A 15,912-nucleotide genomic window follows, 5' to 3' on the forward strand; every position below is an offset into this window, starting at 1 on the left:
ATGTATAGGCTAATTATTTGTTCTGAATAAATTGCTAATCTTATCGACTGTCACTACCCCTTTCCGTATAGTGTCCACAGTTTTTATACTACATGCCTGTAAGGTGACTTAATGAATATCAGCTTGATTGCTGCGATGGCTATGGATCGAGTTATTGGTATGGAAAATGCCATGCCGTGGGCTCTGCCGGGCGATTTAGCCTGGTTTAAACGTAATACACTCGGAAAACCGATCGTAATGGGAAGGGTAACTTATGAATCGATTGGTCGTCCTTTACCGGGGCGTCTGAACATCGTAATCAGCCGTCAGCCAGCCAGTGACGATCGTGTAACTTGGGTAAGCTCAGTCGAAGAAGCACTGGCTGCGGCAGGTGATGTTGAGGAAGTCATGGTGGTAGGCGGAGGTAAAATTTATGAACAATTTATTCCTCTGGCTAACCGCATGTATCTGACACATATTGATGCAGAAGTGATTGGTGATACCCATTTCCCTGATTATGAACCAGATGAATGGAACTCGATCTTTACCGAATACCATGACGCAGATGAACATAACTCACATGGCTACTGTTTTGAGATTCTAGAACGACGCAAATGATCTTATTTGCCAATCAGATTTGAGATACGGAGTGTCAAAAGACACTCCGGCATGACTAAATATCACGAGTCTAATCAATCTGAAGCTATCACTAAAGCTGGTTGGCTGAAATACTGCTTATCTTCCCAACGTAAAAGAGTCAGTTTACCTCCCCAGCAACAACCTGTATCCAAAGCATAGATACCGGCAGGCGTGCCCCGACCTTCCAGCGCTGCCCAGTGACCAAACGCAATGGAATAATCCTCTGGGATATTGCGTGGTAATTCAAACCAAGGTTTCAGTGGAGCAGGCGCATTTTCAGGTTTAGACTTGCAAATCATATCTAGCTGGCCATTCGGGAAACAATAGCGCATCCGTGTTAATACGTTAGTACTGTAGCGCAACCGTGCTAATCCACTTAATTTGGGCGACCAGCTATTGGGCATATCACCGTACATAGCGTTAAGAAACAGGGGATAACTGTCACTGCGCAGAATCGCTTCCACTTCACGGGCACACATTTTGGCTGTATCCAGATCCCATTGTGGAGTCAACCCTGCATGTGTCATGACCAGCTTCAGTTCATCATCGATCTGTAATACCGGCTGTTTTCTCAGCCAATTAACCAACTCATCGACATCTGGAGCAGCAAGCAACTCATCCAATTGATCTTTGGGTTTATTGCGGCTGATCTTGTTATACACAGCCAGCAAATGCAGATCATGATTGCCTAAAACCAACTTAACAGCGGAACCAAGCTGTTTAACATAGCGCAGAACAGCCAGTGAATCAGGGCCACGGGCGATTAAATCCCCCGTTAGCCATAACGTATCTTTGTCAGGATGAAAATCGACCTGTTGTAAGAGCGCAATCAGCTCACGATAACAGCCATGAATATCGCCGATAAGGTATGTAGCCATAGTTAATTTATCAGTGTTGGAATAGCCAATCGGAACACCGGAATAATCACACGAAATGGATGACCACTGTGATCAATCATCTCATAGTGACCTTCCATGGTCCCCAAAGGTGTTTCAAGAACAGTTCCGCTATTGTAGCGATATTCCGTTCCGGGTGGGATGACAGGTTGTTTTCCCACAACCCCTTCCCCCTGAACTTCTGTTTGGTGACCATTACTGTTGGTAATACACCAGTAACGACTAATGAGTTGCACCGGGAAATGCCCAAGATTGCGAATTGATATTGTATAAGCAAACACAAAACGTTGCCGTTCCGGCTCTGATTGGCTTTCTACGTAAGTGCTTTGAACTTGAATATAAACTCTTGGTTCGTTGAGCATAGCTGCCTCCTGTTACTGCAACGGATGTTCGGTAATTAGACCGTTTCAGGTTGAGACGATAACCAGTTAGCCATCTTACAGTATTGTTCGACCGAAATATTTTCAGCTCGTGTACTCGGATCGATTCCCAACTCAGATAGCTGTTCAACTGAAAATAGATCACTCAGGCTATTACGGATAGTTTTGCGTCGTTGATTAAATGCTTGGGTGGTGATCCGGGCTAACTTGCGAATATCCTGAACCGGATAAGGTATAGACTTATGAGGGATTAACCGTACTATGGCTGAATCCACTTTCGGAGCCGGGGTAAATGCTGTAGGTGGTACTTCAAGAACAGGGATTACGTGGCAGTAGTACTGTGCCATTACACTTAAACGCCCGTAGGCTTTACTACCAGGCCCTGCAACAAGACGATTCACCACTTCTTTTTGCAACATAAAATTCATATCAGCAATAGCATCAGTATAGCTGAAAAGATGAAACATCAACGGAGTAGAGATGTTATAGGGCAAGTTACCAAATACACGCAGAGGCTGCCCTTGCGCTTTAGCAATCTGACCAAAATCAACGGTCATGGCATCCTGCTGAATAATAGTTAGCTTGTCTTTCAATTTAGGATGGACGTGTAAACGAGCCGCCAGATCACGGTCAAGTTCGACGACAGTCAATTTATCCATACGCTCACCGACCGGTTCGGTCAGGGCCCCCAGACCCGGCCCAATTTCTACCATAGCCTGCTCAGGCTGTGGATTCATAGCATCGACAATGCTATCAATAATAAACTGGTCGGTTAAGAAATTTTGCCCAAAGCGTTTACGGGCATGATGCCCTTGGTGGACTTTATTATTCATTACTGTTTTGTATCATTTTAATTGCTAGATTCAATGCGGTGATAAAACTTCCCACATCAGCTTGACCTGTCCCCGCCAGCTCCAATGCTGTGCCATGATCGACAGAAGTTCGAATGAATGGCAGCCCCAAAGTAATATTCACGGCCCTGCCAAAACCTTGGTATTTTAACACGGGCAGCCCCTGATCGTGATACATAGAAAGCACAGCATCAGCATGATCCAGATATTTTGCCTGAAACAGGGTATCAGCAGGCAATGGACCTTCCAGCCAAATACCTTCTTCCCTTAAGCTGTCTAATGCCGGAATAATTACATCTATCTCTTCACGCCCCATATGTCCACCTTCACCAGCGTGAGGATTTAAGCCACAAACATAAATATGAGGGCGTTGGATACCGAACTTGGTTTTCAGGTCATGATTGAGGATAGTTACCACTTCCCGCAGAGAATCAAAGGTAATCGCTTTAGGAACGTCCAAAATGGGCAAATGTGTTGTCGCCAATGCTACCCGTAATTCTTCTGTCGCCAACATCATAACGACTTTTGAACATTGGCTAAGATCAGCAAAAAATTCAGTATGCCCGGTGAAGGCTATCCCTGCCTCATTGATAACGCCTTTATGAACAGGGCCTGTCACCAGTGCCGAAAACTCACCCCTCAAGCAACCATCGCAGGCTTTTACCAGGGTTTCTGTGACATAACTACCATTTTCTCGGTTTAATTCACCAGCAATAGCTGGAGTATGGAGAAAAACGGGCAGAATGGTCAGTGTTCCGGCAGCTTGTGAGGAAGATGGGTGTTCAGGAGAATAAGGTTGTAAGTGCAGTGGAAGATTCAGTTGCCTGGCACGAGAAAGCATAAGCTCAGGATCAGCGCACACAACCAATTGGATAGGCCATTCAAATTGTGCAAGGGCAATAACTAAATCAGGACCAACCCCGGCTGGTTCGCCGGGGGTAATAATGATGGGTTTATTATTGTGCATCGCTGCCATCTAAAATTTTCACATAAGCGGAGGCGCGTAATTCCTGGAGCCAGGTTTGCGCTTCTTCATTGAATTTACGGTTGAACAGTAATCGGTAGGCGCGATCTTTTTGTGCAGCATCAGTTTTGTCTACTTTGCGGGTATCCAGTAATTGGATCAAATGCCAGCCGAAAGAAGAGTGAATGGGTTGGCTGATTTCACCTTTCTGGAGTTTAACCAAAGCATCGCGGAAAGCAGGGGCATAAGTACTTGGTAAATTCCAGCCTAGTTCACCGCCACGCAGGGCAGAACCTGGATCTTCAGAATACTCTTTTGCTGCTTTTTCGAAGGTAGTTTTGCCGCTTAAGATCTCTTCCCGGATCTGTCTCAATTTATCGCGGGCCTGATCATCATTCATAACAGGTGATACTTTTAGCAGGATATGACGAGCATTGACTTCAGTAACTGCAACGGATGCATTGCCGCCACGGATGTCATTAACTTTCACAATGTGAAAACCAACACCAGAACGGATTGGGCCAATCACCTGTCCTCTCTGAGCTGACCGGAGTTTTTCGGCAAAGAGTGATGGCAGCTCTTGTAATTTGTTCCAGCCCATATTGCCGCCTTTTAAGGCTTGTGTATCGCTGGAGTAGGTGATAGCCAGTTTACCGAAATCGCTGCCGCTTTTAAGTTCAGACAAAATTTTGTTTACAGTAGCTTCTGCTTTTTCGACCTGAGCAGGTGTCGGATTTTCTGGCAGAGGGATCAAAATCTGGCTGATATTCAATTCAGTATTCTGATTATCATGGCTACTGAGCTGATTAGCTATAGAGTCAACTTCTTGTGGCAGGATAGAAACACGACGGCGTACTTCGTTGTTACGTACTTCTGCAATCAGCATCTCTTTGCGGATTTGATTGCGATAGGTATCGAGATTCATACCGTCCGCGGCCAGACGTTGTTTCAGTTGAGCAACGCTCAGGTGATTCTGCGCAGCAATATTTTCGATAGCAGAATCTACGTCCTTCTCAGGGACAGAGAGCTGCATCCGTGTTGCCATTTGCAGAATGATGTCATCCATAATCAGACGTTCAAGGATCTGGTGACGCAATGTTTTCGCATCTGGTATTTGTTGACCAGCTTGTTTTGCGTTGATTTTAACGGATTCTAAAAGGTTGTTGATGTCACTTTCCAGTACGACATCGTTATTCACAATGGCAGCAACCTTATTGAGTTCCTGCGGAGCTGCAACAGCGGCAGTGTTCATTGCAAACATCAACCCGAGAATAATCGTTCTCCAGTTCTTCATATGTTTCCCATCATATCAATCCCGCCATAAGGCGGGGTTATTGTGTTTACATTGTGTTTAATTGGTATCAGAAAGCACGTTGATAAGGCAAAATACCTTGTTGCAGCATCTTCAAGCTACCTAAACTGTAATTATTGCTTAAGCCACGGAGTTCAACATTGAGTGACCATTTGTTGTCATATTCACTTTGGTTGTTCTTCCAGTTGACGATCTTACGCTCGTAACCGACATTCACAGCCCAGCAACAGGTACTATATTGCATACCAACCATCTTGCTGGCAGGTTGCTTTTCTTTGGTATCGTAGTAATACGCTCCTACGAGCGCCCAACGATCACCTAACGGCCAACTTCCTACCATACCTACCTGAGAAATGCCCTGCTGGTATGCCGGAGCGCTCCTGAGGGTGGCCTGGATATAATCGCGATCAACAAAGCGATAGTTTAATTGTATCAGACGGTCAGCATCACGTCGGTACTCCACTATCGAATTACCCATTGCGACTTTATTCAGGCGGGTATCGTACTGAACTCCACCTTTGAATCCCCATGATGAGCTGATCTTCCATTCAACATCACCGGCCCAAGTTGTAGACCCTGTTCTTTTCTTAGTACCAACGGTACTTTGGCCTGTCTGAGTAGGTTCTATATCTTTAACACGCGGAGCTTCAAAGTAATAGATTTGACCTACAGACAAGCTAAAACGTTCAACTAAATCTTCATCATAGATGCGGGTAGTGATACCGCTTGTAAACTGGTTGGCTGATGAAATGCGATCCAGACCACTGTAGAAACGGTCACGGAACAAGCCAGTATAGTTGGCTTGCAGCAAAGAAGAATCGTAGTTGTAAATGTGATTCTGGCTCTTATAAGGAACGTAGAGATACTGGATGCGAGGTTCCAGTGTCTGGGTATAAGCCGGATTAAAAGACATGGCACGTTCAAACACCATCTTCGCATCTGATTTAAATTGAGGCAGAACGCGGCTTGCTGATTTTTCTAATTGAGAATTTTTTTGAGCAGCAGGAATATCTTGCTGATAATAGGTTGCCATCAACTTAACTTCATTATTGAGGCTCGCCCAATGATTGGAAAGTGGCAGATTAATGGATGGCTCCAGATGCCAGCGAATTGCGTTTGGCTGATCTTTGCCTACACTAGTAAATTTGGCAAATTGCGCATAAGTGCGGAAATCAAATGGCCCCAAATCATTCTTATAATAATTCAGATCCAACTGAGGTGTTGCACGGTAAGCTTTTCTGCTATCACTGGCGGTAAAAATCTGAAATTGTTTGGTTGTTAAGGTTGCATTCCAGTTTTGTTGCGCATAACCAATACTGAATTTTTGTGACGCATAGCCGTCAGTACTAGTACCGTATTGAGAGTTGAAATCAGTAAAATAGTGAGGATCGCTGACCTTAGTATATTCGGCATTGAAACGCCAAACCTGGTTCATGACACCGCTGTGATTCCAGTAGAATAACCAGCGATTGTTGCTGCCCCGTTCAGGTCTGAGATTGAATTTTTTATCATCTGCGTACAGGCGGTCATTACCAATCCAATCCAAGGCGACAGTTCCCGAACCTGCTTTCGTTAAGTAACGGAATTCATTATTAAACTTAAGCCCACGTTTGCTGATCAGATGTGGAGTAATGGTAGCATCATAATTAGGGGCAATGTTCCAGTAGTAGGGTAACAGGAACTGGATGCCGTTTTTATTGGAAAAACTGGCGTTAGGGATCAAAAAACCAGAGCGGCGTTTATCACCAATCGGCAATTGCAGGTAAGGGGTATAAAATACGGGGACATTGGCAACTCTGAATCGGGCATTCCAAATCTCAGCCACTTCTTCCTGACGATCCAGAATGACTTCTGAACCCACAACACTCCAGCTATCATTGCCCGGCAGACAGGATGTGAACACCCCATTATTTAAAATGGTATAGCGGTTTTCATTGCGCAGCATCATCTTATCAGCGTTGCCACGCCCTTGACGACCGACCATTTGGTATTTGCCTTGTTCCACGTCTGTGTCTTTAGTGGTTAAGTTAGACCAGGCCCGTGGCCCTTTCAGGATAATTTGGGGGTCATCATATCTGACATTCCCTGTGGCGGTAATAGTCCGTACTGGAACTGAATCTTCTGTTTGTTCGAATCTGACTCTGTCGGCTGTCAGCGTTTTGTTGCCTTGTTGGATATCTACATTGCCGACAAATTCAACCGCAGTGGGATATTCACCATGTGTATCATCAGACTGAATATGAATCGGGAGGTTATTAGGGTCCCCTGTAATAATGGGTTTGTCGTAAACAGGGACGCCCAGCATACACTGTGCTGCAAGGTCAGCGTGTGCTTGCTGACTGTAAAGTGCTGCCCATACCATAGTGGCTAGCAAAGTGGGGTAACTTTTATTCATAGATGCTTATGCGGTTCCATCATCAGTGGCATCACGCCGACAAACGCTGAGAGACTAACGCACTTGATAGATATGCGCCAGAGTAAAGTTAAATTTCACTAATCTTGCTGTTAGGCACAGAGCTTAATGAATAGTATGATAATGATGAACAGTATGATAATGCAAAATTTCGCTCAGGGCATTGAGGAATTGAAGAGTATATGCAGTATTGGGGAAAGTTATTAGGGTTAATATTTGGTATTGCGTCTGGTGCCGGCTTCTGGGGCATTGTTATTGGGGTATTGCTAGGGCACATTCTTGACAAAATCAGAATACGCAATCAGGGAACGCCAGCCAAAAATCCATCCCGACAAGCGCTGTTTTTCCGTAGTACCTTTCAGATATTGGGACATCTGACCAAATCGAAAGGTCGGGTGACTGAAACGGATATCCAGCTAGCCAGTCAGCTTATGGATAGAATGCAACTGCATGGTGAGGCACGGATTGCAGCACAGCGAGCATTTCGTGAAGGTAAACATCCTGAATTTCCACTGCGTGAGACACTGAGACAACTTCGTCGAGCCTGCTTTGGACGCTTTGATCTGGTCAGAATATTTCTCGAAATTCAGCTTCAGGCAGCATTTGCTGATGGTGAGCTGCATCCGAATGAAAGAAAAGTGCTGTTTGTGATCGCGGAAGAACTGGGAATTTCCCGCATCCAATTTGAACAATTTCTTGCCATGATGGAAGGGGGACGCCATTTCGGCGGACAATACCAGCAGCATGGTCATTATCAGGGGCCTGGCCAACAACGGGCGACGTTGGAAGATGCGTGTAAGGTATTGGGTGTTAACCAAAATGATGATGCTACAATGATTAAACGGGCTTATCGGAAACTGATGAGTGAACACCATCCCGATAAGCTGGTGGCAAAAGGTTTACCACCGGAAATGATGGAAATTGCCAAACAAAAAGCACAATCTATTCAAGCCGCTTACGATTTGATTAAAAAAGAGAAAGGCTTCAAGTAATAGTCATTGCCAATAAAAAATAAATAGCCGTAATCAGAAGTCAGCTTTACACTCAAAATGCATTGGAGAGCCGTAGACCGGATGAGTGATCGATAACTCCTGAGCATGTAATTGCAGGCGGGGTGCCAGTTCCCTGGCCTGCTGATGGGCATAGAACCGATCCCCCAGAATGGGATTTCCCAGTGCTAACATATGTACGCGAAGTTGATGGGAGCGTCCGGTGATAGGAGCCAGCTTGACGCGGGTTGCCTGAGCTTCGTATTCAAGTACCTGATATTCTGTTTGTGCCGATTTTCCTGTTTCAAAGCAGACTTTTTGTTTTGGTCGGTTTGGCCAGTCGCAGATCAGCGGTAAATCAACCAGCCCTTGTTCTTGTTCCAATTTCCCCCAAATGCGTGCGATATAGACTTTTTTCGGTTCACGCTCACGGAATTGCCGTTTGAGTTCACGCTCTGCTGCTTTGGTTAAGGCAACCACCATGACACCACTGGTTGCCATATCCAATCGGTGAACAGATTCCGCGGTTGGAAATTCAGCCTGGATCCTCGTCATGATACTGTCTTTGTGCTCCTCTGCTTTACCCGGCACAGAAAGCAACCCGCTTGGTTTATTGACAACCATAATGTGTTCATCCTGATAAAGCACATGTAACCAAGGGTCAGTCGGGGGATTATAAGACTCCAGCATAGTAGCTCCAATGAGTTCGGAAAAAATTTGCTCAAAAAAATAACGGGGCGCATTCTAGCAGTATATGATTGAGTGTGTGAGATCAAAATAACGTGAACTGATCAAGATAAAACGAATAAGACAACAGTAAGTAAAAAACTAAGGGATATCTCTTTGAGGATATCCCTTAGTTGCAAGATAAGTGTTATTGATAACGACTTATTGATGAACAGTGATTGATTGTCAGTCGCCGGGCGAGAGTTATTTACTGGTGAGAAACTACGACCAGGCGGATAGCATCCAGACGCCAGTTTGCTTGGTCAAGGTTCAGCAGTAAATGTTTATGCTCAGACTCAATCGCTTCCAGCTCATCATCACGGATGTTCGGGTTAACCGCTTTTAATGCTTCCAGACGTGACAACTCAGCGGACAATACTTCATCAGCTTCTTTTTTCGCTTTTTCGATCAATTCACGCGCCTGTTGCTCGATCAAGGGCTCAGATTGCTGCAAAATAGCATGAACTTCTTTTTGAACTGCATTAACCAGCTTGCTGGCATTGTGGCGATTGATAGCATTCAACTGACGGTTGAAACCTTCAAACTCTACCTGAGGTGCCAGATTGGTGCCTTTCAGATCCATCAACAAGCGTAATGGTGTTGGTGGCAGGAAGCGGGTTAATTGCAGATGTTTCGGTGCCTGAGCTTCGACAACATAAATTAACTCAACCAACAGTGTGCCGACTGGCAGTGCTTTGTTTTTCAGAATAGAAACAGCACAGCTTCCGGTATCTCCTGACAGGATAAGATCCAAACCATTACGGATGATTGGGTGTTCCCAACTTAAGAATTGCGTATCTTCACGGGACAGCGCTTTTTCACGATCAAATGTGACAGAACAACCATCCTGCGGCAACCCTGGGAAATCAGGCACCAACATATGATCAGATGGATTGAGGACAATAATATTATCGTTGCGGTCTTCCTGATTAATACCAATGATATCAAACAGATTCAGAGCAAAATTCACCAGATCGGTATTATTATCCTGTGCGGCAATAACTTCAGCCAATTTTTGTCCTTGTTCGCCACCGTTGGAATTCATTTCCAGCAGACGGTCACGGCCCTGCTCCAATTGTTGTTTGAGTTTCTCGTGGTGTTCGCGACATTCGGTAATAAACTCCTGAAAGCCTGTTTGCTCATTGGGCTTGGCAAGGAAGTTCAACAGTGTTTCATAATATTTATCATAGATGGAACGACCTGTCGGACAAGTGTGTTCAAAAGCATCCAGACCTTGGTGATACCAGCTCAGCAGAACAGATTGTGCGGTGCTTTCCAGATAAGGCACGCTGATCTTGATATTGCGGCTTTGACCAATACGATCCAGACGACCGATACGTTGTTCCAATAAATCAGGATTGAAAGGCAGATCGAACATCACGAGCTGATTAGCGAACTGGAAGTTACGGCCTTCGGAGCCGATTTCGGAACAGAGCAGCACTTGTGCTCCTTCTTCTTCAGAAGCGAAGTAAGCAGCGGCACGGTCGCGCTCCAGCAGGGAGAGTCCTTCATGGAATACTGCACTGCGGATACCTTCACGCTCACGCAGAACCTGTTCTAATTGCAGAGCGGTTTGTGCTTTGGCGCAGATCACCAGTACTTTTTCATCGCGATTTGCCAGCAAGAAACCAAGCAGCCATTCCACACGCGGGTCAAAGTTCCACCAGGTTGCGTTTTCGCCTTCAAACTCCTGATAGATCCGCTCTGGGTAAAGCATATCTTTGGCGCGTGCTTCTACCGATTTTTTTGCGCCCATAATTTCAGACACTTTAATGGCAGTCTGATATTGAGCTGGCAATGGCAGCTTAATTTCGTGCAGTTCACGGTGCGGGAAGCCTTTCACTCCACCACGGGTATTACGAAACAGCAGGCGGCTGGTGCCGTGGCGATCCATCAACATAGAGATCAACTCACGGCGAGCGTTCTCACTCTCTTCATCCTGATTACTGTTAGCCGCTTTCAGCAGAGGTTCAATATCTTGCTCATTGATCAGTTCAACAATCAGGTTTTGCTGGTCATTGCTTAGTATCTCGCCGGATAGTAACAGAGTTACCGCATCAGCAACTGGGCGATACTTTTGTTGTTCATCGATAAAAGCCTGATAATCGTGGAAACGATTCGGATCGAGGAGACGCAAACGGGCAAAATGGCTTTCCTGCCCCAATTGCTCTGGCGTTGCGGTCAGCAGCAGTACAGATGGAATTTGCTCTGACAATTGCTCGATAACATGGTATTCACGGCTTGGCGCTTGCTCACTCCATGCCAGATGATGGGCCTCATCTACGACCATCAAATCCCAACTTGCTTCCAGCAGATGTTCAAATCGCTGTTTGTTGCGGCGAACAAAATCCAGAGAGCAGATAACCAATTGTTCTGTTTCAAATGGATTATCGCTATCGTGCCGGGCTTCGGCATAACGGTCATCATCAAACAGGGAGAAACGCAAATTGAAACGGCGCAGCATTTCCACCAGCCATTGATGCTGGAGGCTGTCTGGCACAATGATCAATACACGTTCTGCACGGCCAGCCATCAATTGTTGATGAATAATCATCCCGGCTTCGATGGTTTTACCTAAGCCGACCTCATCTGCCAATAATACACGGGGAGCGTGGCGCTTGCCGACTTCGTTGGCAATGTGTAACTGATGAGGAATCAAGCTGGCACGAATACCACGTAGTCCACTCTCTGCCAGACGAAATTGTTCGCTTTGATGCTTACGGGCACGGAAACGCAACGCAAAGCGATCCATTCGGTCAATCTGCCCGGCAAACAGGCGATCTTGTGGCTTGTTAAACGTCAGCTTACTATCCAGAAATACTTCCCGCAGGCTGACATTTTCTTCTTCAGTATCTAAACGAGTACCGACATAGATCAGCAGGCCATTCTCTGGCTGAACTTCATCGATCTTGAGTTTCCAGCCTTCGTGACTGGTCACGGTATCACCTGCATTAAACATAACACGGGTAATAGGGGAATCATTGCGTGAGTAGAGGCGGTTTTCTCCGCTGGCTGGAAAAAGCAGCGTTACCATGCGCGCGTCAAGCGCCACGACTGTACCTAATCCAAGTTCGCTTTCTGTATCGCTTATCCAGCGTTGACCAAGAGTAAATGGCATAAATTTTGGCTCAGTTTTCTGTTAGATAATGTTATTTATGGTTGCAGGATGGCTGCTTTTGTTGGATATCGATCATCATTAGTTATCGATAGGGTTAGTTTTTATGACTAGCTTTTCTGACTCGTTTCAGTGACACCTTTCATCACTTTTTTCGGAAAAAATAGGTCATAAAAGGGTCATTTCCCTTTAGAGGGACGTTATGTTAATTCAAGCTGAGCAAGTCGTCACCTGCAAAAATATCAATTAATCAAAAGACAGGTTCATTTGCCCCGTCAACAAGGTTATAAAATCATCCTGAAGAAATGGCAAGATAGCATCAGCAATCGGCATAATCTGTTTATTAATGTAGTGTTCATAATCTGGTGGTGAAGTCAGGGTTTCCAGTGGTTGAGGCCCGGATTGCGTGATGATATAGCTGATCCAACCGCCATTTTGATACTGTAATGGGCGGTTTTTCCGCTGATTATACTCGTCAGCCAGACGGGCTGCTCTGACATGAGGGGGAACATTGCGCTGATAATCAGCCAGTTTTCGCCGTAGCCGTTTTCGATAAATCAGTCGCTTATCGAATTCACCTGCCAATGTGCGGGCGACATAATCACGAATATAATCTTGATAAGGTTGCTGATGAAAAATAAGGGAATACAGCTCTTGCTGGAATGTTTGTGCTAATAGCGTCCAGTCGCTTCTTACTGTTTCCAATCCCTTGAATACTATCTTGTTGCCACTCAAACCCGCATAACGTTTTTTACTGCCTTCCTCTGTGCCCCTTACTGTCGGCATAAGAAAACGCCGATAGTGAGTTTCAAATTCCAGTTCCAGTGTGCTTTCAAGATTGAATTGGGTTTTGAGATAATTTTTCCACCACTGATTGACAAACTGTGTCAGCGAGTGACCAATCAGGCTGGCCTCTTTTTCGGAATGAGGGCGTTTCAGCCAGACAAATGTGGAATCCGTATCGCCATAAATAACCTGATACCCTTGCGATTCAATCAAATCGCGGGTTTGATGCATAATCTGGTGCCCACGCATCGTAATGGATGATGTCAGGCGTGAATCAAAAAAGTGGCAGCCTGAGGCTCCGAGTACACCATAGAAGGCATTCATAATAATTTTCAAAGCTTGAGCCAGTGGGGCATTCTGCTGTTTTTTTGCTTTATCACGTTCATACCAGATTTGCGTGACAATATCAGGCAGACAGTGCTGTGTACGGGAAAAAAACGCTTGCCGGAAACCGGGCACAGAATGTTTATTATCTGGATGGGCAAGACCTTCTACCAGCCCGACGGGATCAATAAGGAAAGTACGGATAATGGAAGGGTAAAGGCTCTTGTAATCCAATACCAGTACCGAATCATATAAGCCTGGAAAGGAATCCATCACAAAACCACCCGGACTGTGATCCGTGAAATCCGTTGGCTGAACGGGAGCGACATAACCCATACGGTGCATTTTCGGCAGATAAAGATGGGTGAATGCGGCAACAGAACCTCCGGTCCGATCCGCAGCCAATCCTGTTACCGTCGCTCGTTCCAGTAAGAATGCGATAAGATCTGCTTTCTCAAAAATTCGGTTAACCAGAATACAGTCCTGCAAATTGTAGTGGGCGAGTGCCGGTTTATCTTCCTGAAAGCGACGGTTAATTTCATCCATCCTATCATAAGGGCTATCAATCGCTTTCCCTTCTCCCAATAACTCCTGAGCAACATATTCAAGACTAAATGAGGGAAAATTCCAGGTGGCTGTCTTCAGTGCATCAATACCATCAATGATCAAACGACCTTCTGTTGAGGCAAAAAAGTGTCCAGACTTAAAACTGTGCTCGCGCCATTCCAGCAGGCTACCACCACGACCAAATCGCAGAGGAATGTTATAGCGTTCGCCATGTTGCTGTAACACCTTTAAATCAAATTGGATCAGGTTCCAACCGATAATGGCATCGGGATCGTAGACTTTCAGCCATTCATTTAGTTTTTCCAACAGTTGTGGGCGGCTGGCAACATACTCCAGATTGAAATCCAGTTCTCGCTTTTCACCATTTTCTGGTCCTAGCATAAACACGGTTTTCTCACCACACCCTGCTAAACCGATGGAATACAACTCGCCATGCTGACTGGTTTCGATATCCAGAGAAACCCATTTCAAGTTGGGTCGATAATCAGGATTCGGTTTCATCTGATAGCTCCCGTCTGGCTTCTGATGAAACCAGACGGGAGCGGTAATAAAGCGTTCCATCATAAAACGATCCGGTGGGCGGATATCAGTTTCGTAAAGCGGAATGCCCTGATCCTTGAATACTTTCTCCAAATGTTGTAATTGACGATATTGCGAACAATACAAAGCGGAGACAGCTTGGCGATTAAAATCTTTCAGTGGTAATGTCTTGAACTCACAAGATCGTTCTTGAGTTAGCAGAGGCTGCGCTTTATGCAAATCACGTTGAGGAAAAAAAGCGATGGCTTTTTGGTGAGGAATGATAATTCGTCGGCTACCTTTAACTGTGGCTAACCAATACACCAATTCAATACCGGATGGGGTGTCTTTCCAATGACGGGATAGGATGAAGCCTTGTTCAACAGGATTTATCTGCATAATATTTCGGTATTAAGACAATAATCTGAATTATAGCACCCCATGTTTATTTATACAGTTGTTTTTGGAGCGGTTGGCAGGATTTTTACTTAATCGGGTATTTTAATTTTAAAAACTATACTAATGAATACACTATTTTAAATAACAGGTGATATAAAAAATCATTTTAAATATATTGGGTATTGAGTGAGGTAATATATGCCATTTATTCCTCCTTATAGAGAAAGGTTTTATAAAGGTGATTTAATATATGGGTTATCTATTGAAGTAATAAGGAGATATCAATATACAATAAAATTTTTTGAAGATACAAAAAAACATTATGATAATAAAGGTTATCCTCCGGTAACGATTGCTAGTTATTTAATTCCTTCAGAATTAGAAAATATGGCTGATTTTCTTGAAGATATGGATGAAAAAAATCTGGAACATATAAAAATACAGCGTGATATTTATAAGGAATTCCAATACATTGAAAATGATAACTACAAAAAATATGAAGAAAGCTTCTTTAGACATCTAAATCTGGATAATAAATATCGAAGTGTGATCGAATCCACAACATACAGACGTAAACTTGTAGGAAGGAAATGTAAAGGTGGAATATCGTGGATAAGCATAGGTGATAATGAATTAACTCGGGATATACATATACATTTCATACTTGACGGTATTAATATGGAAAGCGTCGTTGAAAAGTATGATATAAACATAAATAATGATGATATAAACACAAATAAAAATAGTAGTCAGTTTGTGAGTGTGAGTTTAGAGGGAGAGAGAAGAGGAAATATAAAAAGTATAACTGGAAAAGAGTTAAGATGGTTGTTCAGACACCGGGCCAATCCCAGAGTCGCTAAAAAAGTACAGTTTTGGGAAGGAGGCAAGCCCACTACTCCACCCTGGGTGGGGGAAAAATGCCTGATATGGGACAAGTATGCTGTACATCTGGAAGAAAAAGAAAAGATAGATGAAGATAGATATGACGGCTTATCCCGATTATTTCATATTTTTTGATCCCTCCGAAAGGTGCTGTCTCTTCTACACAAATCC

General features: G+C 44.4%; 12 protein-coding genes. 3 read left to right on the plus strand and 9 right to left on the minus strand.

The genetic code is table 11. The features are described 5' to 3' along the window. The first annotated feature begins 111 nt into the window (after window positions 1-111). Window positions 112-597: a type 3 dihydrofolate reductase gene (gene folA, locus ABLA85_RS13320; RefSeq protein ID WP_367964803.1), complete on the plus strand. Its 486-nt coding sequence runs from the start codon at window positions 112-114 to the stop codon at window positions 595-597. A gap of 74 nt (window positions 598-671) precedes the next feature. Here folA and apaH read toward each other — a convergent pair whose 3' ends face one another. From apaH to lptD, 6 genes are all read right to left on the minus strand, one after another. Then, complete coding sequence (apaH, locus tag ABLA85_RS13325; RefSeq protein ID WP_367964804.1) at window positions 672-1,496, minus strand: bis(5'-nucleosyl)-tetraphosphatase (symmetrical) ApaH; 825 nt, start codon at window positions 1,494-1,496, stop codon at window positions 672-674. 2 nt (window positions 1,497-1,498) lie between these two features. Next, the gene (gene apaG, locus ABLA85_RS13330; RefSeq protein WP_367964806.1) at window positions 1,499-1,876 is read right to left on the minus strand and encodes a Co2+/Mg2+ efflux protein ApaG; all 378 of its coding nucleotides are present in this window, start codon (window positions 1,874-1,876) and stop codon (window positions 1,499-1,501) included. A gap of 35 nt (window positions 1,877-1,911) precedes the next feature. Next, window positions 1,912-2,727 (minus strand): 16S rRNA (adenine(1518)-N(6)/adenine(1519)-N(6))-dimethyltransferase RsmA, encoded by an 816-nt coding sequence (gene rsmA, locus ABLA85_RS13335; RefSeq protein WP_367964808.1) that lies wholly within the window; start codon window positions 2,725-2,727, stop codon window positions 1,912-1,914. Then, window positions 2,720-3,712 carry a 4-hydroxythreonine-4-phosphate dehydrogenase PdxA gene (gene pdxA / locus ABLA85_RS13340; protein WP_367964810.1) on the minus strand — a complete coding sequence of 331 codons (993 nt, stop codon included), beginning with the start codon at window positions 3,710-3,712 and terminating at the stop codon, window positions 2,720-2,722. The genes rsmA and pdxA overlap by 8 nt, the downstream gene beginning before the upstream one ends. Continuing rightward, window positions 3,702-5,003: a peptidylprolyl isomerase SurA gene (surA, locus tag ABLA85_RS13345; protein WP_367964812.1), complete on the minus strand. Its 1,302-nt coding sequence runs from the start codon at window positions 5,001-5,003 to the stop codon at window positions 3,702-3,704. Before surA ends, pdxA begins: the two co-directional genes overlap by 11 nt. Window positions 5,004-5,070: 67 nt before the next feature. Next, on the minus strand, window positions 5,071-7,416 hold the full coding sequence (lptD, locus tag ABLA85_RS13350; protein ID WP_367964814.1) for an LPS assembly protein LptD: 2,346 nt from the start codon (window positions 7,414-7,416) through the stop codon (window positions 5,071-5,073). A 200-nt stretch (window positions 7,417-7,616) separates the two neighbouring features. On the opposite strand from lptD, the gene djlA reads away from it, so the two are divergent. Continuing rightward, window positions 7,617-8,426 carry a co-chaperone DjlA gene (djlA, locus tag ABLA85_RS13355; protein WP_367964816.1) on the plus strand — a complete coding sequence of 270 codons (810 nt, stop codon included), beginning with the start codon at window positions 7,617-7,619 and terminating at the stop codon, window positions 8,424-8,426. Between the two features lie 33 nt (window positions 8,427-8,459). Here djlA and rluA read toward each other — a convergent pair whose 3' ends face one another. From rluA to ABLA85_RS13370, 3 genes are all read right to left on the minus strand, one after another. Further along, on the minus strand, window positions 8,460-9,113 hold the full coding sequence (gene rluA / locus ABLA85_RS13360; protein ID WP_367964818.1) for a bifunctional tRNA pseudouridine(32) synthase/23S rRNA pseudouridine(746) synthase RluA: 654 nt from the start codon (window positions 9,111-9,113) through the stop codon (window positions 8,460-8,462). Window positions 9,114-9,357: 244 nt separating this feature from the next. Continuing rightward, window positions 9,358-12,267, minus strand: coding sequence for an RNA polymerase-associated protein RapA (gene rapA, locus ABLA85_RS13365; protein WP_367964820.1), 2,910 nt, complete (start codon window positions 12,265-12,267; stop codon window positions 9,358-9,360). 243 nt (window positions 12,268-12,510) lie between these two features. Beyond that, complete coding sequence (locus tag ABLA85_RS13370; protein ID WP_367964822.1) at window positions 12,511-14,859, minus strand: DNA polymerase II; 2,349 nt, start codon at window positions 14,857-14,859, stop codon at window positions 12,511-12,513. Between the two features lie 198 nt (window positions 14,860-15,057). On the opposite strand from ABLA85_RS13370, the gene ABLA85_RS13375 reads away from it, so the two are divergent. Beyond that, window positions 15,058-15,876 (plus strand): hypothetical protein, encoded by an 819-nt coding sequence (locus tag ABLA85_RS13375; RefSeq protein ID WP_367964824.1) that lies wholly within the window; start codon window positions 15,058-15,060, stop codon window positions 15,874-15,876. Window positions 15,877-15,912: the final 36 nt, after the last annotated feature.

It is taken from the genome of Xenorhabdus sp. SGI246, assembly GCF_040838225.1.
Classification (GTDB): Bacteria; Pseudomonadota; Gammaproteobacteria; order Enterobacterales; family Enterobacteriaceae; genus Xenorhabdus; species Xenorhabdus indica.